The 19,732-nt window shown below is 51.2% G+C and carries 15 protein-coding genes; 9 read left to right on the top strand and 6 right to left on the bottom strand.

Going from position 1 to position 19,732, the window contains the following annotated elements; translation table 11 throughout:
- Nucleotides 1-168: 168 nt before the first annotated feature.
- The 3 genes from EFB08_RS09170 to EFB08_RS09160 form a co-directional block, all read right to left on the bottom strand.
- The gene (locus tag EFB08_RS09170; protein WP_123126640.1) at nt 169-2,463 is read right to left on the bottom strand and encodes a DUF7133 domain-containing protein; all 2,295 of its coding nucleotides are present in this window, start codon (nt 2,461-2,463) and stop codon (nt 169-171) included.
- 151 nt (nt 2,464-2,614) lie between these two features.
- Nucleotides 2,615-3,955: a Gfo/Idh/MocA family oxidoreductase gene (locus EFB08_RS09165; RefSeq protein ID WP_123126639.1), complete on the bottom strand. Its 1,341-nt coding sequence runs from the start codon at nt 3,953-3,955 to the stop codon at nt 2,615-2,617.
- A 78-nt stretch (nt 3,956-4,033) separates the two neighbouring features.
- Nucleotides 4,034-5,353, bottom strand: a complete 1,320-nt coding sequence (locus EFB08_RS09160; RefSeq protein WP_227006275.1) for a 3-keto-disaccharide hydrolase — start codon at nt 5,351-5,353, stop codon at nt 4,034-4,036.
- A gap of 415 nt (nt 5,354-5,768) precedes the next feature.
- Here EFB08_RS09160 and EFB08_RS09155 point away from each other — a divergent pair, with 415 nt between their 5' ends.
- Together EFB08_RS09155 and EFB08_RS09150 are read left to right on the top strand one after the other, a co-directional pair.
- Entirely contained in the window at nt 5,769-6,689 is a 921-nt protein-coding gene (locus EFB08_RS09155) for a serine hydrolase (RefSeq protein WP_123126747.1), read from the top strand.
- Nucleotides 6,656-6,874, top strand: a complete 219-nt coding sequence (locus tag EFB08_RS09150) for an RNA methyltransferase (RefSeq protein WP_125077691.1) — start codon at nt 6,656-6,658, stop codon at nt 6,872-6,874. Before EFB08_RS09155 ends, EFB08_RS09150 begins: the two co-directional genes overlap by 34 nt.
- A 109-nt stretch (nt 6,875-6,983) precedes the next feature.
- Here the strand turns inward: EFB08_RS09150 and EFB08_RS09145 are convergent, their stop codons facing one another.
- Nucleotides 6,984-8,429 (bottom strand): phytoene desaturase family protein, encoded by a 1,446-nt coding sequence (locus tag EFB08_RS09145; protein ID WP_123126636.1) that lies wholly within the window; start codon nt 8,427-8,429, stop codon nt 6,984-6,986.
- A gap of 139 nt (nt 8,430-8,568) precedes the next feature.
- Here EFB08_RS09145 and EFB08_RS09140 point away from each other — a divergent pair, with 139 nt between their 5' ends.
- Entirely contained in the window at nt 8,569-9,246 is a 678-nt protein-coding gene (locus EFB08_RS09140) for a 3'-5' exonuclease (RefSeq protein ID WP_123126635.1), read from the top strand.
- Nucleotides 9,247-9,469: 223 nt separating this feature from the next.
- Nucleotides 9,470-10,786, top strand: coding sequence for an erythromycin esterase family protein (locus tag EFB08_RS09135; protein ID WP_123126634.1), 1,317 nt, complete (start codon nt 9,470-9,472; stop codon nt 10,784-10,786).
- A 286-nt stretch (nt 10,787-11,072) separates the two neighbouring features.
- Here EFB08_RS09135 and EFB08_RS09130 read toward each other — a convergent pair whose 3' ends face one another.
- On the bottom strand, nt 11,073-11,993 hold the full coding sequence (locus EFB08_RS09130; RefSeq protein WP_123126633.1) for an NYN domain-containing protein: 921 nt from the start codon (nt 11,991-11,993) through the stop codon (nt 11,073-11,075).
- Between the two features lie 1,491 nt (nt 11,994-13,484).
- Nucleotides 13,485-14,678, bottom strand: a complete 1,194-nt coding sequence (gene kbl / locus EFB08_RS09125) for a glycine C-acetyltransferase (protein ID WP_123126632.1) — start codon at nt 14,676-14,678, stop codon at nt 13,485-13,487.
- Nucleotides 14,679-14,883: 205 nt separating this feature from the next.
- Here kbl and EFB08_RS09120 point away from each other — a divergent pair, with 205 nt between their 5' ends.
- From EFB08_RS09120 to EFB08_RS09100, 5 genes are all read left to right on the top strand, one after another.
- A complete protein-coding gene (locus EFB08_RS09120; protein WP_123126631.1) occupies nt 14,884-15,846 on the top strand; it encodes an NAD-dependent epimerase/dehydratase family protein in 963 nt (320 codons plus the stop codon).
- A 235-nt stretch (nt 15,847-16,081) separates the two neighbouring features.
- Nucleotides 16,082-16,738, top strand: coding sequence for an outer membrane beta-barrel protein (locus EFB08_RS09115; RefSeq protein ID WP_123126630.1), 657 nt, complete (start codon nt 16,082-16,084; stop codon nt 16,736-16,738).
- A 259-nt stretch (nt 16,739-16,997) separates the two neighbouring features.
- A complete protein-coding gene (locus tag EFB08_RS09110) occupies nt 16,998-17,726 on the top strand; it encodes a DUF3891 family protein (protein WP_123126629.1) in 729 nt (242 codons plus the stop codon).
- Nucleotides 17,727-17,809: 83 nt separating this feature from the next.
- Nucleotides 17,810-18,142: a thioredoxin family protein gene (locus EFB08_RS09105; RefSeq protein WP_227006274.1), complete on the top strand. Its 333-nt coding sequence runs from the start codon at nt 17,810-17,812 to the stop codon at nt 18,140-18,142.
- Nucleotides 18,143-18,219: 77 nt separating this feature from the next.
- Entirely contained in the window at nt 18,220-19,656 is a 1,437-nt protein-coding gene (locus EFB08_RS09100) for a DUF4403 family protein (protein ID WP_123126628.1), read from the top strand.
- Nucleotides 19,657-19,732: the final 76 nt, after the last annotated feature.

The raw sequence follows: 19,732 nt of genomic DNA, 5'->3' as shown, positions 1-19,732 counted from the left end.
CATTTGAGAACTCCTTCTTACTACTACTGTTTTAAGCCTGATTTCTATAAAATCCCCTCAAAACAGCCAATATTGGTGTGTACCCTAACCAATTCACCTCTCAGACATAAACCTGTTTTTGATTTAAATCTGTAAAACCAGGGCAAAAACTCTGGAAATGAAGGTGTCCTAAAACAAGTAGTTCAGTTCCTCCGCGGTGAAAGCTTTCTGCCGATTCTTGAATTTCTGTTTTACTTTTTTCACCTCTTCTGGGTGTACAGTGCTTGCTTTATTTTTCCAAGACTTCCGGATGTAGCTTAGTAACTCTGCCACGTCTTCCTCTGGCAAATTCTGGCTGTACCCTATCCCGGGCATGTCACCATTGATTTCTGGTGCTTTGTAGACATGCCCGTTCACGTTGACCGGACCAGTCAGGCCATATAACACAATTGCGGCGAGCCTGCTTTTGTTTCCTGTGACCCATTCAGAATGATTAAGAGGAGGCGCCAGAGATTTCACCCCGTTTCCGTCTGGGCCGTGGCAGGTTTGGCAGGAAGTGGCATACATAGCCGCTCCCCTCGGAAATTGTTTTAGCACCGCCTCCTTATTGCGGTTATCCTGTGCCTCTTTCTTATAAGCGAATACCTGCTGTAACTGCCGGTGCAGGGCCGTCGCCGTATCAGGAACAAAAGACAGCATCGCTTTCTGGAAAGATTCTTCCCGCCCTGACAGGCTGCTGATGACCGCATCTGCCACGTACCTGTTAGTTGGGTGCTTCCTTACAACTTGCTTTAGCAAAGAGTTTGCCCCTTCTTGGTCAAAAGGCCTTAGATGGTTCGCCAGAAAAGCCAGGTATGGTGCAACTAGTGTATCAGGTTTATTGACCATTTCTTGGAATACGGGCATAAACTGCTGATAGGTAGCACCACTTAAGATAGAGGGCAATGCACTCAACCCCTGTACTCTAATTAAGGGGTCATGATGTCGCAGCAAAAATGCCACCTCCTCCGCCCGAAGTGCATTCAGACCTTCTAGGGTCCAGAGCGCGTGAGTCACCAGTAAGGGATTTCTAGATTTTACCAGCGCCTGCCGGAGTTCTGGAATAATGCGCCGCGCCTCCTGGTCAATCAAAAGTTGCTGGGCTTTATCCCGTATCCATCCGTTTTCATGACCTAACAGTTTCACCAGCTTTACCGCATCTTTGGGCATGGTCATCTTTCTGACCTTGCTGTTTTTGGGGACGATTTTATAAATACGCCCAGAAAGCAGGGGCTGGGTTAAGTTGCGTTTCGCAATCTCCTTTTTAAGGTAAGGAGTTAGGTAGGTTTTATGCTGAATAATGCCACGGTACATATCCACCACCACCAGACTACCATCTGGGGCATTGTATAAGCTTACCGGCCTGAAACGCTCATCTACGCTGGCCAGGAATTCTTTTCCTTTATAGGCTTGCTTACCCGTTGTAAGGTATCCGTTTGTTTGCAGTGTATTGCGCTTGATGAGGTTAGCCGCCGGCTCAGCCACAAAAACATCTCCTGTGTGCTCTTTCCCAAATAAAGCTCCCCGGTATACCAATGGCGAACTGGCGGCCGTAAAACTCACCAACCTGAGACTATCATCTAAAACTCCTTCCAGATATCCTCTGTTAACGCCCGTAGTGGGCCTGATGGGGTATACGCTGTTATTGGCTACTATCTTCTCATTGAAACCAGCCACGGCTTTTTGGTTCTGGTTTGCAGCGCCGAAGCCGGGCATAAAATAATCGCCCAGCAGATTTTCAGAGTTCGTATTGTAGAATAACCTGCCAGCATCATCCTGGGAGATTCCCCATTGTCCCCTGAAGTGGGTTTGCTGCTTTACCCAGGTATCGCCTACTTTTCGGTAGCGCTTGTCAGACTTGGCGCTGTATATCCAGTTGTCCAGTGCGCGGAGCAGGCCATTTGGTTGATGTTCCACATTGCCTCCTTCGGCGTAGGCTGCATCTACCAGCGTGCGCTTACCGGGCTTGCCTTGCTTTATCTCATAGTACCACAAACTAGGAGGCTCCGCCACTAATATACCATCTCCCACCAGACAGATAGCTCTTGGCATTCTCAAGGAATCAAGAAATACCTTGCGGGTATCTGCCACCCCATCCTGGTTGGTATCTTCCAGAATCACGATTTTACCGGTAGGCAAATCTTCTCCGGCACCGGTAGTATCTGGCATATAGCCCGTCATTTCTACTACCCACATTCGGCCTTGTTCATCAAAAGACAACGCTACCGGGGAACTGACCAGCGGCTCGGCAGCTACCAGGACTACCTCAAACCCTTCTGCCACTTGCATGAGACCGATAGATTCCTGCGGAGAAACGACGGGAGAAGATTCTTCACTGAAGTCAGCGGCAGATACTTGTTTTTGCTCATCAACCCTCTTTTGCTTGCAAAAGCAGAAAGCGCAGCCAATAAACAGTAAAAGAAAAAAGGTAATCGTGTTTCTCATTCCAAAATTTGACCCAAGGCAATACATGAGAACACTGCCCTAAGGTCGCGCCCTGCTTTGAAGGAAGTAATGATGATGATGTTAGAGCTAGTGTTGATTTACCTATTGTGCTGCAAAAGCCCAAGCAGGAAGCCTTTCGTAAAATCTACTTTTAGCTAATGACCACCTCTTGCTTGGCGGCGTTGAAGGTTACCCGTTTACCGGTTTGCATGGCTACTCTGGTCATGATGTTGGCAACCGAATGATCGTAGCCCGCTTTTACCGAAGCATTAGGTGTCTTCCGGCTCCGTACGCACTCCATCCAGTTGCGCATGTGCAGTGACGTCATAGGATCTCCGCCGGTGTTGGCCTCGGTTGCTATTTTGCTGTCGCTAGGCAGGGTGTAGTCCTGCAGTAGGTTGGGCTGCATCCGCATTTCACTGGCCATGTTTTTGGTAAGCCCGCCCTCTGAGGTGATTTTGTTTGTGTCCAGGTTCAGCATGCCTCCATTGGAGTAATAAAGTTCCTTGATGCCTCCGGCCGAATTGCTGAACCTGGAGGAGTACACCACCTGGAAATTCTTAGCGGGGTCATTCTCCGGGCCATACTCAAACACCGCGGTGAGGGTATCTGGGTTTTCACGCCCGTCATGCCACATGTAAATACCGCCGTTGGCCACCACGCTTCTGGGGTGCTCCAGGTCTGTAAACCAGTGCACCGTGTCAATCTGGTGGGACATCCATTGCCCGGGAATACCAGACGAATAAGGCCAGAACAACCGGTACTCCAGAAATTTGCGCGGATCCCAAGCTACTTTAGGTCGGTCCATAAGAAAACGGTCCCAATCAGTGTCTTCCTTCCGGATTTGACTCACCAGGTCTGGTCTGCGCCAGCGGCCCGGCTGGTTCACGTTCCAGGTCATCTCTACCATTTTGATGTCGCCAAACTTGCCGGACTTGATGTATTCATTGGCCGCAATGTAATTAGGGGCACTCCGGCGCTGAGAACCAATCTGCACTATTTTACCAGTTTGCTCCACCGCCTGCAGAATAGCCCGGGCATCCTCCATGGTTTCCGCCATGGGTTTCTCCAGGTACACGTCCTTGCCATTGCGCACCGCCTCCACCCCCATGAGGGCGTGCTGGAAGTCAGCGGTACTGATGATGACGGCGTCTATGTCTTTATTACCATATAGTTCATCATTGTTACGGTACTTCTTTATTTTAGAGTTCTGCTTCTCCTTTATAAAAGCCTCTGCCTCGTCACGGCGGCGGTTCCAGATATCAGACACTGCAGAAAACTCAAAATTCAGTTCCTTGGCATGGTGCATAAAGGAGGGGTGCAGCGAATGCTTGAACCGGTCAGAGAACCCGATGATTCCTACCTGAACCCGGTCATTGGCTCCAAGAATTCTGCCGTAGCTTTTGGCACTCATGCCCATCAAAGACAGCCCTACTGTTCCTAAAACAGCTTTCTTGATAAAATCGCGGCGAGTATTTTTAGCAGGTTCCATGCGTGTTTGTTTTTGGGTTGTATTCTTGTTTGATGGGCGCCGAAGCAGTATAACAGGTAGTACTCCAAAGGAATTTTTCTATAGCAGCTCCCTTACTTTGATGCTCCTGAAAGAGACATTGTTTCCGTGGTCTTGCAGCAACAGGCGCCCTTTCTGGGCCTCGCCAAAGTTCTTCCAGTCTTTGTATTTACTGATGGCCACCAGTTCCCGGAAGGCCTGGGAACCCCGTTGGTATTCCAGGACCTTTATTCCGTTTAGCCAATGCTCTACGGTGTTATCTGGCTTCACCCGCAGAAGAGCGTGGTTCCATTGCCCAATAGGTTTCACAAAACGAGGGTTCTTTTCTGAGGTCATCAAATCATACAAAGAGGCCAACGTCCTATTCCCGTTGCGGCCCATTTTGGCATCTGGGTGCTTGGCATCATCCAGTAGTTGGTACTCCAGACCGATGGCAGACCGCTGGCCTACTTCCTCCTTCTCTGTGACAAAATACTTGATGCCGCTGTTGGCACCTTCAGTGAGCTTAAACTCCAATTGCAGCTCAAAGGCCCCGAACTCTTTTTCGGTGACAATATCGCCTCCGTTCACAGATTCGCCGCCGCCCGACTCCAACACCTGCAGCTCGCCGTTCTTTATCTGCCATCCGCCTTTCGGAAACTCCTTCTGGTGCGCCCCTCGCCAGCCTTTGGTGGTGGCCCCGTCCCAGAGCAAGCTCCAGCCCTGTGCTTTTTCCTGCTCCGTAAGGGCATTGGGAACCAGATTGACCACGAAAGCATTGTGCCCGGAACGGGGCGACAAATTGGAGGTTTTGATGCGAATGTTCCGCCATTTTATCTCTTTGCCGGCATCTTCGGGTTTTCCAATGGAATGCACTTGCAGGGCTATAATACCCTGGGGCGTCATGGCGTCTACCAGAGAAGCAACGGGCACGTCATTCACCCAAGTAGTGATTTTATTCCCAATGGCTTCAATACGGGCTTTGTTCCAGGCTCCTTTCTTAAAGGCAGATTGCGCACCGGGGTTCAAGGAGAGGGGGTAGAGCCACTCCCTTCTAGCCTCATCATAAATACCGCCGGTCCATTTCCGGTCCGATGGGTCTAACTCAAACTGATACCCATGCACGCGGCCGTTCATCACAGCGGGATCCGAAATACTTCTGAACTGCACCCCACTGTTGAGGTCATTATGGAGCAGCATCTCAAATTCCAGAATAAAGTCTCCGTAGGGTCTATCCGTGACCAAAAAGCTATTAGGAGAGTCTGACACAGTGGTGCCTACAATAACCCCATTCTCTACCCTGTAAGAGGCCTTTCCATTCACCTGTTTCCACCCCTGCAAGTCTTTCCCGTTGAAGAGATTGATCCAGCCGTTTTCTTGCCTGGCACTCGTACTTTTCACAGACTTCTGCCTTTGGGCTATCAACTCAGTTTGCAGAAAGGGCAAGGAAAACAGCGTAAGCACAAGCATTGAACATATTTTTTTCATTATCCTAAAGCTTTCTGGCAAGTGAAGTAGTTAAAAGGGGAAAAGGGCACCAACTCTGTATTCCCCTAAATGGTTCTGTTCTAAATATAGAATTATTTTAGGTAAAGCAATTTACCTGATCCCCTAAAAGTTTAAGACCACAGCTGTTCCTCTTCTTGAATTCCAAGATACAAGATCTGGGTTGTTGGATGGTTTAGCCACAAACCATTAGCTGTTTTTAACCTGTTTTTGAGAAAAGACGCTTAAAGCTGAGTTAAAGTTTGGTAGTTTCCATCACTGGGAAATAAGTAAAACTTTGTACCTTTTCCCGCAAAACCACTTCTTACCTATGCTCCGTCGCTACTTCCTGCCCGTCTTGTTGTTGTTTAGTTTTGCCTCTTTTGCCCAGAAAGCTCCCAAAGAAAAAACAGACGTCAAGCTTACCCAAAAACTTCAGGCGCTTACCAAAGATTTCCAGGGGGAAGTGGGCATTTACGTGAAGAACCTGAAGACGGGCCGCATAGTGGCCATCAACGCCGACACGCTCTTCCCCACTGCCAGCATGATCAAGGTTCCTATTATGGTAGCCATGTTTGACAAAATAGAGAAAGGCGAGATAGACCCTAAAACCATCCTGCGCTACCGCGATTCCCTCTACTATGCCGGCGAAGACATTGTGGGTAATTTCAAAGACAGTTCTACGGTGGCCTTAGGCAAGATTCAGATGCTCAGCATCACCACGTCAGATAACACGGGCAGTTTGTGGTTACAACAGTTAGCGGGTGGCGGAACTGCCATTAACGTCTGGCTGGAGAAAAACGGTTTCACCCATACCCGCATGAACTCCCGCACCCCGGGCCGAAGACCCAATTGGGAGAAGTACGGCTGGGGGCAGACCACCCCGCGCGAGATGGCTAGCCTGGTGACGATGATCCGGGATGGAAAAGCCGTGAGCCCCGCGGCCAGCGAGCGCATGTACCGCAACATGGGCCGTATTTATTTTGACAACGAGGCCCTTTCACAGATACCCCCGTACGTGCACACGGCCTCTAAATCAGGCGCTGTGAACCAGTCACGTTCTGAGGTGGTACTAGTGAACGCCCCGCATGGCGATTATGTCTTCTGCATCATTACCAAGAATCAGAAAGACGAAAGCTGGGAATACAACAATGCCGGTTACGCCCTCATCAGAGCCGTCTCCAAAACCTTGTGGCAGCACTTTGAACCCAAATCTGAATGGCAGCCAGCCAAAGGCGTGGAAAGATATTAACAGTGCTGATATTGAAATTGCATCGCTCTGATGGCGGGAAAGAACTTAAACAACCGCTTCCTCTCTTCCTAGCTGATATGGATGGACAAGCACCAGCGGGAACCTTCCATTTACCATCTTCTCTGCTGTTGGCTATCGGTGAAAGCAAATCCATTTTAAAGCCGTTTTTCGCTAAACAGCCCTAAAAGAATAAAGCCCACCGTCCGCACCTGGTGCTTCTGGTGAGCTTTTTTCCCTTCATGAGATAGTAAGACCGCTATATTCGGCTACACCCCTATCCGGTTCTGAAAATTCTTATTTTAAAACTGGGGCCGATAGGTGAAACACATCTTTCAAAGCCCGGCGGGCCGCATGGAACCCGCACATCCCGTGCACACCTCCGCCCGGAGGCGTAGACGAGGAACAAAGGTAAATGCCCTTTGCCGAGGTCTGGTACGGAGACAAGGTCACTACCGGACGGGTGTACAACTGCCCCAGGTCAATGATGCCGCCGTTGATATCGCCGCCGATGTAGTTGGGATTATGAGCCTGCATCTGGGCAGTGTTCAGGGTGTGGCGTTTCAGGATCAGATCGCGGAAACCGGGCGCAAAACGCTCTACTTGTCGTTCAATGGCCTCGGTCATGTCTACCGTAGAACCGTTTGGTACGTGGCAGTAAGCCCAGGCGGTGTGCTTTCCTTGCGGAGCACGGGTGGAATCAAAAAGACTCTGTTGCGCCAACAGCACAAACGGTTTCTCGGGGTGACCTCCGCTGGCCGACACCTTTTCTGAGGCCGCGATTTCCTCCAGCGTATTCCCCAGGTGGATGGTTCCGGCCTGCCGGCACTCGGGAGCGGTAAACGGGATGGGTCCGTCCAGGGCCCAGTCTATCTTGAACACGCCCATGCCGTAGCGGTAGCGCTTCAATTGACTTTTGTAGAACGGAGACAGTTTCTCGCCGGCTATTACCAGGAGTTGCTTGGGCGTCACATCCAGCAACAGGGCTTTGTGCGTTGGCAACTGCTTCAGGGAAGTCACATAATGCCCGGTCTCTATCTTTCCGCCCAGGCTCACAAAGTAAGAGGCCAACGCGTTGGCGATCTGCTGCGAACCGCCTTTGGGCACCGGCCAGCCCTGTAAATGCCCCACCGCCATAAGCACCAAGCCAATGGCCGAGGTAGTGAGGTTAGACAAAGGCTGGATGGAGTGCGCCGCCATACCCGCCCACAAACCGCGGGCTTCCTGCGTCTTGAAACGGTTGGCCAGGAACGTTGCCGAGGTCAGGGCGTTCAGCCCGAAAGCGGCCATATCAATGGGATGGTTGGGAATGCGCAAAGGACCTAATACGTCTTTCGCTAAGCCTGGCCAGCTTTTCACCAGCGGCTGCATGAGGTTCAGGTAGGCCTGTTTATCATTGCCCAGGGCCTGCGCTGTTTCCTGCAGAGACAGATGGAGGGCGGCCGCTCTTCCGCCGTCAAAGGGGTGCGCTGCCGAGACCTCAGGGTAGACAAACTCCAGACCGTGTTCCTGCAACGGAAGCGTCTTGAAAAAAGGCGAACCCGCCGCCAGCGGATGGATGGCCGAGCACACATCGTGCAGAAAGCCCGGCAGGGTCAATTCCTGCGAGCGCAATCCGCCGCCAATCTGGTCTTTGCCTTCTAATAACAACACCTCCAACCCTGCCTGTTGCAACGCAATGGCCGCCGATAACCCATTGGGCCCCGAACCCACCACCACTGCATCGTATTGAGTAGTACCCACGCTTGCCTGTATTAAGTGTTTAGAATAACTCTGGAAACCGCATCGGCTGCCATATGTTTTAAGGGTAGTTTTTGAAAACCGGCCTGAAAACCGAACTTGCTTCTTGCGTATACGTGCTACAAGCTACTCATTTTTTCCGATGTCTGACGCTCCCTTTCTTCCGCTTTTTCCACAGCTAACCCCCCTCCTCAGCAACGTGACGGCGTTGGATTTTGAGACCACCGGGGTAAGCGGCAGCAAAGGGCGGGTGATTGAGATTGCGGCGGTGAAAAGCGCCTATGGGCAGATCACAGGCCGGTTCCATACGCTGGTGAAGTTGAAAGGAGAACTCCCCAGGAAAATCACCGAGATCACCGGCATTACCCCAGAGGACTTGGTCAACGGCATGGACGAACGCGCCGCCTTCACCATCCTCAAAGAGTTCATAGGTGATAGCACGGTGGTGGCGCACAATGCTCCTTTTGACCTGGGGTTTCTGTACAGCACTTACCGCAGGCTGAGATTGGGTCCGGTGCAGCATCCCTTTTTAGATACACTATCAGTGTGCCGATTACGGCAGCCTTCACCGCGCAACCTGCCCGACATGTGCAAAGCCTACGGCATTCCGTTGACCCGCTGGCACCGTGCTCTTCCAGACGCCACCGCCACCTGGCAGCTGCTCCACCGCCTGCACGAAGAAAGCCCCTTGGACGAGATGCGGAACAAACTGGTCTTAAACCCTAGATACGGCACGCCGTATTGGCTTCCGCCCATGGCGGAGATCCTTACTCCGCCGGATACTTCCGTGCCCCAAACCCAGGTACCGGTGCAAGAGTAACGCACCGCGTTCCTCCTACCTTAAAGTAAAACAATACCTACCTAGGCCGCGCTAAAAGCCGAAACGCCAATTCAGGTATTTGCGCCCATAAATGCCGTAGAAATTCAGAATACTTAGCTTTCCCCTCTTCGTTTAAGCATACTCCTGGAATACACAGCCAACACCGGTTTATGACTATTCCTTCTGGTGAACACCTTCACATTAGCTTAAAAGGAAGAAGAACATGGGAAAATTACGATTGCTCTGGATGTTGGTGTTAAGCGTATGCCTTTACTCTTGCTCCTCCGATGAAGACACCCTTGACCAGGTAAATCAGGGATCTGGATTCCTGACGAAGGGAGTGTACCCTTTAGAGAACATGGGCGACCTGGACCTGCTGATGAACGAGATAGGCAACAGCCAATATGTGTTGATTGGGGAAGCCTCGCACGGCACCTCTGAGTTTTACACCTGGAGGGCAAACCTCTCCAAAAGACTCATCCAGGAAAAAGGATTTACCTTGATTGCGGTGGAAGGTGACTGGCCCGCGGCCTATTCTCTGAACCAGTACATTCAGGGGCAAGGCAGCGGAACCGGACAACAAGCCGTTGCTTCTTTCCAGCGGTGGCCCACCTGGATGTGGGCCAACCAGGAAGTAGCCACCTTCTCAGATTGGCTTCGGGAGCACAACCAAACCCTAACCCAGAACCAGAAAGTAGGTTTCTACGGCATGGACGTGTACAGCCTCTGGGAATCACTGGACGAAATACGCACCTATATGGAAACCGCTGATCCGGCCATCGCCCAACTGACCCGCGATGCCCAGACTTGCCTGGCTCCCTACAACCGCGACGAGCAACTTTATGCGCAAGCCACCGCCCAGGGAGCCTCCTGCTCAGGCCAACTCCAGAAACTGCTGGAAGCCGTGCAGGCTTTTAAAGCCCGGCAACCCGCCAATGATGAAGCGGCTTTCAACGCCGAACAGAACGCGCTGGTAGCGGTAAACGCCGAGCGGTACTACTTTCAGATGGTGCGGAGCGGCACAGGCTCCTGGAACGTGCGCGACCGGCACATGCAGGAAACCGTGAACCGCTTGGTGGCCCACAAAGGAAACGGAGCCAAAATCATTATCTGGGCCCACAACACGCACGTAGGCGATGCCCGCTACACAGACATGGCCAACTCTGGAATGGTCAACATAGGGCAATTGCTGCGGGAGGAGCATGCGCAGCAGGGGGTTTACCTGGTGGGCTTTGGTTCGTACCAAGGCCAGGTAGTAGCCTCTAATATGTGGGGCGGGGCAACCAGGGTCATGAACGTACCCGCCGCTATGAACAACAGCTGGGAAGACATCCTTCATCGGCATAGCCCCGGAAACAAGTTGCTGTTGATGCGTGAATTACGAGACATTCCGGAAGCCATGCAGCGACGGGGACACCGGGCCATTGGGGTGGAGTACAATCCCGTTTCTGAGGCAGGAAACTACGTCCCCACGGTTCTGCCCCAGCGCTATGATGCTTTTCTGTTCATAGACCAAACCACAGCTCTGAACCCGCTTTAAGGTTGGTTTCCAGAAAGAAGCACTAAAACAGCATACCTATTCCCAATGAAAAAGGGGGAGCCTCTCGGCTCCCCCTTTGATTTTATGTCGTTGATATTTTGTCTTTGTTGTTTATGTCTTGGGAAGCTTTGTCACGCTTCCCCTTTCAATTTTCAAGAGCAGCTAGTCAGGCTACCCGTGAACACTCTTTCAAAAGCGGCTAGTCAGGCCACTGTAAAATCACCGTTCGGTTGAGGCTAGTCGGGCCGCAAGAGAACTGTTTCTTCTGGAACAGGTAGTCAGGCTGTTAGAGAAGTTTGACGCTTTTGGCCACGTCATTGCCTTCATCATCTTTCTCAATCTCAAATTCTACCCGGTCTCCTACATGCAGTTCATTGAAGTCTGTGTCAAGGACATTGGTGAAGTGGAAGAAAAGGTTGTTGGGCGGGAACTTGATGAAACCGTACCCGTTTTTCAGGCTCATGATCTCTCCTTCGCCGTGCCCATCTATCTGGGCAGTGGTATCATACTCATCGTCATCATGATGGTCCTGGGTAACGGTGCTTCTCTTCTGGTCTGGCTGCACAAATAACCGCTGGATAGCGGAATCGTTACGGGCAATGCGCTGGTCAATGATGCCGTGCATGGCCATCGGGTACGTTACCTCGGCCAGCAGATCCTGGGACGGACGCGTAGTCATGCGCTGCCCGTTGTCTGTGGTGTATTCAAACTCCCAGGTAAGGGCCATCACGCGGGTTCCCAGGGTATTCACCTTGCGTACCATGGGCACGTAATCTCCGTCTGAAGAAATCAGCACCAATACATCGAACCGTTTGTAGAAGGCCTGCTCAAAGGCTTCCAAGGCCAACCACACGTCTATGCCGCGTTCCTGTTTGTACCCCTCCGGTGTAGTGCGTACCGGCAGGTAGTGGGTAGTCACGCCCTCAGACATGAGGATGTCATCAAATACGCGGTCCCAGTAAAGGGTATCGCCGCGCTGGCTGGCTTCATACGCGTTCAGGCGACCCCTGAAATAATGGGCATCCACGATCCGGCAGAAGCGTGGGTCCACATTCTCTTCCTCGGCTACCTGCTCCCGAATGAAATCATGAAGGCCAGAAATACTTATCCTGCGTTTGCGCTGATGGCCGTAGGCGTAGTAGTTGCTGACCTGTAAGAAATAATTGCCGTCATAGAAGACGCCAATCCTTACTAGTTTGTCCTGCATGTTGTTTCTGTTTTGTGTCTGTCTGTCGTTTTTATCAATTCAATCTGTCTTAATCTGGTTATGGGCTGTCTTAAGGCACTATATAAAAAAGGGGGAAATACCCGAGGAGGGAAAGCGGCGACAGGCAGAGGAATCTTTGTTGGGGAGAAGCAGGAAAATTTCTCTTCGGATGTCTGTATAAAACTTATAGGGAACAATCTGCTATTACTTAAAAACACCTTCATTCTTTTAGTCTGGGGGACCACTTTCTAGTACTGTAATCAAATATCAATACCTCCTCCTGAAGAGGAAGAACCGGGGTTTCTGCCAGGGCAGGGAATTCTGTTGATTACCCGAGAATGCAAAGAACGTATTCTTTTCTACAGGGAACATCTGACAAAAGTAGGGAATGATCTGTTTGCTGACAACCTAAATTAGATATTATATAAAACGCAGGCCAAGATTAGTCTAGTACTGCCTGCACCCTGTTTTGGCGCTCTTTTCTGAAAAAGGTGCTGAAAATAGATTCATATTCCTTCTCTTGGAAAAACCGTATCTACTGCACCTCACGGGCTTATTTACTTGCGTCTTTCTCTCAAAACCGCCTGCCAAGAACCGCTCAATCTGGCAACTGGTTGTGGCAGATACTCAGGGAGAGCTTGGCAATTTCCTTTCTGCTGTTCCCAGGAAAACACTTCAGTCTTAAAACAAACGCTTCATTCTGACTACCAACCTTTTAACAAAAAAAAATTAACTTCTTAATGCCTGAATTCCAAGATCAACTAAGACCAGGAAAAGCATTTCGTTCCCAGATTTGCTTCTTATTTTCGAAAGGAAAATTTGTCTTGACAACCTTCTTCAGGAAACGGTTCAATTGATGTCTCTACATAAAATGAGAAAGCTAAAGAGCACCGCCTTCCTATGTCAACGTTTGCGTGAATTTAAGGGGAACACTCTTTATTTTACGTCAAATTCTGTAAAAGTTATTCCTATAAACACGGGTTTTTAGGGCGGCACCAACTCCATTCTATAGAAATAACTACTTTATTTAAACAACCTATTCTTTGCCATATTATCCGGCTTTCAGCTCAATTTTCAGGATTTTACTTTTGCGGCATTTCTCACCAAAAACCTCTTATTAGTAAAGCCCTAAGCTTCAAAATACCCTTCACAACCAAAATCAATTCATTTTTCAGTTGTAACAGGCCACTTTTTAAGATGTTTTCAAAAAAGTACCTAAAAACGCATTTCCCTTGCCTTCCTCTTATTTTGGCTTACCGTTATAAAAGTAAGTACCACCTGACAATTCACCATTGCTTTAGTTCAAGGGCAAATACCCATAAAACAGCGCCTCTGCTTTTTGTCTCCCGGGAATATTATAGCTGGCTAGAAAGTTGGAGTGAGCACTCCAAAGCTTAACCTTCACCTACAAAGGACAAAAGAAACGGCCTGCCATTCTTGAGATGGCAGGCCGTTTTTAAGGCAGTTTTCTGAAGGAAGGTCTAAAACGGGTTAGCCTTTCAAAACGCCTAGTTCCTGGCCAACCTCGGTAAAGGCCTGGATGGCGCGGTCAATCTGCTCCTGGGTATGCTCCGCGGAAAGCTGCACCCTGATGCGGGCCGCGCCTTTGGCCACCACTGGAAAATAGAAGCCGATCACGTAAATGCCTTTCTCCAACATGCGGGCTGCAAACTCCTGGGCTAAAGTAGCTTCATACAACATTACCGGCACAATAGGATGCACGCCCGGGCGGATGTCAAACCCGGCGGCTGTCATTTTCTCCCTGAAATATTTGGTATTCCACTCCAAACGGTCGCGCAATTCGGTAGTGGAGCTTAACAGTTCCAGAACCGCCAGTGAACCACCCACAATAGCCGGTGCCAGAGAGTTAGAGAACAAATACGGGCGCGAGCGTTGACGCAGCATGTCAATGATCTCTTTGCGGCCCGAGGTGAATCCGCCCATGGCGCCGCCCAAGGCTTTGCCCAAGGTTCCGGTGATAATGTCCACGCGGCCCATCACGTTGTGGTACTCATGCGTGCCACGGCCGGTCTTGCCAATGAAACCGCTGGAGTGCGACTCATCTACCAATACCAAAGCTTTGTATTGATCGGCCAGGTCACAGATTTTATCCAGCTGCGCGATGGTGCCGTCCATGGAGAAAGAACCGTCGGTGACAATGATGCGGTGCTTGGCGCCTTGTGATTCCTGAAGTTTGGCTTCCAGATCGGCCATGTTGTTGTGTTCATAGCGGAAGCGCTGCGCCTTGCATAACCTGATGCCATCAATGATGGAGGCGTGGTTCAGGGCATCGGAAATGATGGCGCTTTTCTCATCGAACAAAGGTTCAAACACGCCGCCGTTCGCGTCAAAGGCCGCTGCGTACAGAATGGTGTCCTCGGTACCCAGAAACTCGGCCAGTTTCTGCTCCAGTTGTTTGTGGATGTCCTGGGTGCCGCAGATAAACCGCACGGAGCTCATGCCGTAGCCGTGGGTGTCCAGGGTACGTTTGGCTGCTTCCAGCACCGCCGGGTGGGAGGAAAGGCCCAGGTAGTTGTTTGCGCAGAAGTTCAGCACCTCTCCGGTCTGCTGGGTCTGGATCGCGGCGTGCTGCGGGGTGGTGATCACACGCTCGTTTTTATAAAGACCGTTGGCTTTGATCTCAGCTAACTGCTGGTCTAAATCTGGTTTTAAGGTTTCGTACATATCGGTTAGATAAACTTGCTACTAACATTTTACGCCGTTTGAGGCTTGTTTTCAGAAAACGTGCCCCAAACAATAAGGGATGGTACGGGAAAGTTTTTCTCCTATTCCGTACCTAAGATCACCAAAGATACAAAACCCGGGCACTCTCCCATATTTTTTGGAGCCACTTGAATAACGTACATTTGTTTTCCTATTCAGCACTTGCATGTCAAAACAGAAAAATGCCATTTTAGTGATTGGGGCCTGCGGACAGTTAGGCTCTGAACTCACCCTTGAATTGAGAAAGATCTATGGCGATGCCAACGTGGTGGCCGCCGATATCCAATACCCCAAACAAGCTGATCTGCGCGAATCGGGGCCTTTTGAGATTGTGGACGTGCTCACCCCGCAGCACCTCACCGAACTGGCCTCGCGCTACAAGTTCAAGCAGATTTACCATTTGGCGGCTATTTTATCTGCCACGGGCGAGAAAAATCCCAAATTCGCGTGGCGCCTGAACATGGACGGTCTCTTCAATGTCCTGGATTTCGCGTTGGAGCAGAAAGTGGAGAAAGTGTACTGGCCGTCGTCCATCGCAGTTTTCGGACCGAACACGCCGCGCGAGAACACGCCGCAGGATACCATCATGGACCCGAACACGGTGTACGGCATCAGCAAGCAAGCTGGCGAGCGGTGGTGCGAGTACTACTTCAACAAATACGGTCTGGATGTGCGCAGCCTTCGCTACCCCGGCCTCATAGGGTACAAAGCCCTGCCCGGTGGCGGCACCACCGATTACGCCGTAGACATCTACCACCAGGCTTTAGCGACCAACACCTACAAATGTTTCCTGAGCGAGCACACGCGCCTGCCCATGATGTACATGCCCGATGCCCTCAAAGCCACCCTGGACCTCATGCACGCGCCCGCCGAGCAAGTGAAAGTGCGGTCATCGTACAACCTGGCAGCCATGAGCTTCACCCCGCAGGAGATTGCCACCAGCATCCAGCGCCATTACCCAGACTTCAGCATCACCTATGAACCAGACAGCCGCCAGCAGATCGCCGATTCCTGGCCGCAGAGCATCAATGACCTGGCCGCCCGCCAGGACTGGGGCTGGAACCCGCAGTACGACCTGCACACCATGACCGATGACATGCTCCTGCACCTGAAACGCATCAACAACTAAGGTTTACAGGCAAAAGAACCTGTAACATATAGCTTAGCCATTTTGAGATCCATGCCCTTTGCCGGGCATGGATCTCTTGTTTTAGGCCAGTATTTCTAAAACGGGCCAGAAACAAACAAAATCAATCTTCTTCATTATGAGGCCACTATCCTTTAGACAGCTGTTCACCGGCGGCAAATACGCACCGCTTGCTTAATATTACCCCCAGAAACATCCCCTATTTAACTTTAAAACTATGTTTAAGAAATTCATCACGGCTGCTGCACTTTGTCTTACCCTAGGTTTTGCGGCTTCAGCGCAGGACGCGGGCGGCATTAAACCGAGTGCCGGAAACGTAACCGGTGAGGTGCAATTGAGCCTTACCGATGGCAATACCGTAGGCCTGGGTTTAAACCAACTACGCGGCCGTTATTTCCTGGCTCCCAATACGGCCGTGCGCGCTTCCTTCATCCTGGATGTGCAAAACCAGACCTCAGACGATGACTTCAGCCGCACTTCTACCCTGTTTGTGTTGGCACCCGGTATTGAGAAGCACTTTGCGGGCACAGACCGTCTGTCTCCTTATGTAGGTGCCGAGATCTCTTTTTCCAAGTTCTTCGCCAGCGAGGAAGCAGATAATTACGAGATTGAGGGAGGCTGGTCAAACGGAAACAACATCACCAACCGCAACTACTTCGGGTTAGGTTTGGGAGCCGTTGCCGGAGCCGATTATTATTTCGCGCAGCACGTGTACCTGGGCGTAGAGTTCGGGTTCGGGCTGCAATACCAGGCTGAAGGCGATGTTGAGATCAACCCTGAAAATGGCCCTAACACCACTATTGAAGGCGAGGGCGGATCATTGCGTCTGCGCCCAACCGTGAATACCGGCCTGCGTTTGGGTTTCGTGTTCTAGGATCAAATCTTATAATAGACAGTTCGCCGGGCATCAGCTTCTGATGTCCGGCTTTTTTGTGCCCGTTTTCTAAAAATCAGCCTCTAAACAAAACTTCCACCGGACAAATGCAGACAGACAGCGGAACAATCTGCCGTTTTAGGGCAAGTTTTTGAAAAACACCGTAGAAACCACTTTGCTACATTTCTGAATCAGACGTACAAACCTTCACTGCACCAGTCGGCCGGAAACGGCAGCATCAAGGGAATAAAGACGCACCATGATTGTAAATACGCATGAGAGAGGATGGGAAATCATCTACCAGCAGGCACATGCCCTGTTGGCAGCCGAGATAGGATTCGCCTGGCGATCTGATAAAAGGCCGCTGCACTTCATGCAAACCCTGGCGGCCATCGCCCAACACGACGACGGCCAGAAGGATTGGAACGGCCGATACGCCCTCACTCCCGCCGGGGCACCCGCTAATTTCACCCAGTTGCCTTTTTGTCTGGAACAAGCCCAGCAGGTGATGAAGGAGGCACGGTTCCAGGGCCAGTGGCGGAGTCTGCTCACCAGTATGCACCTCTCTTTTCTGTACGAGGAACTTAGGGGCCAGAAAAAAGACTGGGATGCCTTTCTAGACGAGCAGCTGGCTTCCCAGAAAAGATGGCGCCAACAGCTCAGGATCTCCAAAGCCCACGCCCAGTACGCCTACGACTTCATGCAATGGTGCGACCGCTTCTCTCTCATCCTGTGCCGAAACGAGTTGCCTGAGATGGAACGTGCCCTGGAGATCAGCAACGGCCCAGACCAGGTACGGTACGAGGTGACCCAACTGAAAGCCGGTCCGGTGCGGGTGCATCCCTGGCCTTTCCAGGAGAAACAGGTGGCCTTGAGCGTGGAGGCCCGTTGCCTTACCCAGCTCCAGTTCTCCTCAGACCAGGAATTAGCTACCGCTATGTGGCAGGCACCCATCTGCAGAAAAGAGTGGATTCTTCAGAAAGACTAACCCCTCCCGGCAAGCCAAAGAGTACGGTTTCTTAACCTATGGCGGTTTTCCCTCGTTATCCTTAAGCTAGACATTCTTTTTACATGATGGCCATTCAAATCTCTTCTGACAATGAACTACGCTCTATCATCTTTGAGAAAGAGCGGGTCATTGTCAAATTCATAGATGAAAACTGCCTTATCTGCAAAGCGCTGGCACCTTCTTTCAAGCAGTTTTCGGAAGACCCCGCTTACAAAGACATCACGTTCCTGCAGATGGACGCCTCAGAAAACCCCGTCTCCAGCAAGGAGGTGAAACTGACCGGCACGCCTTTCTTTGCCATTTATTATAAAAGCACCCTCCGCGACTGCGCCCTGCTTTCCTCAGAGAATGACGTGCGTGATTTCCTTGAACAGCTTCTTGCCGCCAAGGAGTAACGCATTTTTAGCTTAATTTTGCTTAAACAAGCCTTAAACGAGGCTTTATTCTGTTCAAGCAAACACACGTCTACGGCATGCGCGGGTACCTTTCCCTTTTCTTTATTTCGGTTTTGCTGTGCCTGAGCGTACTGGCGGGTTGCCAGAAAACCACGTCTTTCGCCGTAGAGGAGCCGGCAGGCACGGACACTTCCCAACCTTCGCCCCCGCTGCAGTTGTCAACCATCACCTTGCCCATCACTATTCCGGTCTCGGCTCTGGAGGGAATCTTGAACCAGCAACTCACCGGCGTCATTTACCAGGACGATGACCTGCAGGACGATGATCTGATGGTGAAAGTCACGAAGGCCGGTCCCATGAAACTGCGCTCAGAGTTCAGCAAGCTGTCCATGGAAGTCCCTCTGAAGATTTGGGCTCGGGGCCGATGGCAATGGAACGCCTGCGAACTCTGCAAAAAGCTTCAGAAAACCGAGGAAACCGAGTTTGAGGTTACCGTTCGCACCGAAAGCCGCCTGCAACTACAGCCCGACTACACCCTGAAAAGCTATACCAGCGGAGACTTTGCCTGGGGAGCGCGCAAACCCACGCTTTCGCTGGGTCCTTTGAAGCTGAACCTGGCGCCTTTCATTGAACCCAAGCTGAAGACCCAACTGGCGCCCATGCTACAGCAACTAGACCAGGAACTGCAACGACGCGTGCCTCTGCCCACCTACCTGAACCAGGCCTGGCGACAACTCCAGACGCCCCTCCTGCTCAATGAGCAGTACAACACCTGGCTTTCCATTGAACCGCAGGCCGTGCGCCTTACCCCGCTTGAATTGCAGCAGAACCAACTGAGCCTGCAGGTAGGCATAGACGCTTTTGTAAAGGTGCTCTCGGGGCAGAAACCGGCCCAGGTTAAAACGGCAGCCCTGCCCAACTTCACCCCCACCCGTACGCTTCCGCCGTTGGCCCAGCTCAACATTGCCAGCGACATCTCCTATGATTACCTCAACCAGGTACTGCAGAAAGAACTCCGGAACCAGCGCTTCAGCTTTGAGAACGACAAACACCAACTCACCGTCCATGACATCACCCTGAGCGGAAAAGGCACCAAACTTCTTTTGGCCTTGGATCTGAGCGGCCAAACCAAAGCGGCTTTCCTCACCAAGAAATTCAACGGAAAAGTGTGGCTGCAGGGAACCCCGTTCTACGATGCCGCTTCCCAGAGCATCCAGGTAAAGGACCTGGAGTACACCCTGCAAACGAAGGATCAGTTGGTGAACACGGCGCAATGGCTTCTGCAGAACCGTTTTAAGGCCGAATTAGAAAAACAAATGGTTTTCCCGGTGAAAAAGCAACTGACCACCATCCGGGAGGCGCTGCAGAGCGGCCTGAAAGAAAACCAATTGCAGGAAAGGTTCTTATTGCGTGGGGCAGACTTCTCCTTCGAACCAGATACCCTGTACCTCACTCCCACCGGCATCCAGGCCCACTTCCTGGCCTCAGGGCAGCTCACGCTTTCTTTTCAATGAGAGATTGAAGGATTGAGAGAATGAATGAGTGAAGGAATGGAAGATGATTGGGTTGGTCATTAGGAACTGGCTTGGG

This window comes from Rufibacter latericius, assembly GCF_003721515.1.
Classification (GTDB): Bacteria; Bacteroidota; Bacteroidia; order Cytophagales; family Hymenobacteraceae; genus Nibribacter; species Nibribacter latericius.
This window is presented reverse-complemented; position numbering and strand designations above follow the sequence as displayed.